Origin of the sequence: Alteromonas sp. KUL106, from assembly GCF_009811415.1 — a bacterium.
Lineage (GTDB): Bacteria > Pseudomonadota > Gammaproteobacteria > Enterobacterales > Alteromonadaceae > Alteromonas.
Genome location: NZ_BLIG01000063.1, coordinates 1 through 1,107, shown reverse-complemented (window position 1 = coordinate 1,107; position 1,107 = coordinate 1). Strand labels below are relative to the sequence as shown.

At 39.1% G+C, this 1,107-nt stretch carries 1 protein-coding gene; it reads left to right on the top strand.

Annotated elements, in window-relative coordinates:
• Positions 1-535 precede the first annotated feature (535 nt).
• Positions 536-997 carry a hypothetical protein gene (locus tag GVO63_RS19105; RefSeq protein WP_159582014.1) on the top strand — a complete coding sequence of 154 codons (462 nt, stop codon included), beginning with the start codon at positions 536-538 and terminating at the stop codon, positions 995-997.
• Positions 998-1,107 lie beyond the last annotated feature (110 nt).

Genomic DNA, 1,107 nt, shown 5'->3' with positions numbered 1-1,107 from the left:
CGTTATGTCCATGATTAGATTATGAAGATTTATTGCTTAACTATCGGAATATCTTTATTAGTTGGTTCAGCTATTTTGCTGTTATATAGAATTCAGTTTATGTATCGGGCTAGAACAGTAAGTGCTGTTGTTGTAGACAAAATCTTTCGTAATGCGAGTACCGAAACTCGTTCTAGTAGAGCGAAGGTTTTAAAGCTCAGCTTCGATCATCCATCTTCTGGACTTACGAGTTATGTTTGCGATACCAGCATACTTACAATGCTCTTTGATATAAATGACAAATTACAACTATCAATCTTGGGTGATAAAGTGTTGATAAAACACTGGGGCTATATAATTTTGGCTCCGGCGGCATTATTAATTTTTGGCACTCTATGCATTTATGTGTCGAATCAAATTTAGCGCAAGGCATAACAAACGCATTAAATCGCTCGTAAGCTCGCTGGGACAGTAACACATGGGCTCTGTCGCTTCGCTCGGATTTTAGCCCATGTATTACTGCCCCTTATGTGGGTGTTATATTTCAGGGAAATTTATGAATAAGTTGGCTTTTTTATCTATATTTTTGGTTATCGTGTTAACCGGGTGCAAATCGACCGGAAAGCCGAGAGTGTCTTATGTACAACCATCGGCAAACACTCCCAGCGCAACATTTATTGGAGAAGAAAGCCCTCAGAAGATCTTTGTAAAAGGTCATGAATATATTTATATCTGTAAAGTCGGTGAAGGACATCAGTCCAAAGACTCCTTTAACACTGAAACGCGTATCGCACTTGGAAAAGCAAAGTTCAGTGTTTGTTATCTAGAAGGTGGTAATTTCTCCGAAATACCGTTTGAGATGGAGTTAAAAAATGAAACAACTTATCAGTTAAAGTTGGGTGAACATCAATACACAAAAGTAAACTTTTATGTTGTAGATACTCAGACAGGCAAAACTATCATTGGCCCAATGACCGTACCAAAAGACTCCCTTTTTGAACCTGTCATCCTTTATTAAACAATGAAATATAACAAGCAAATTAAGTCACTCGCTAGCGCTCGTTGGGACGCTAACACGCAGGACCGCTTCGCTATTATGCCGCTACGTCACTGACCGTTGGCTTAGCG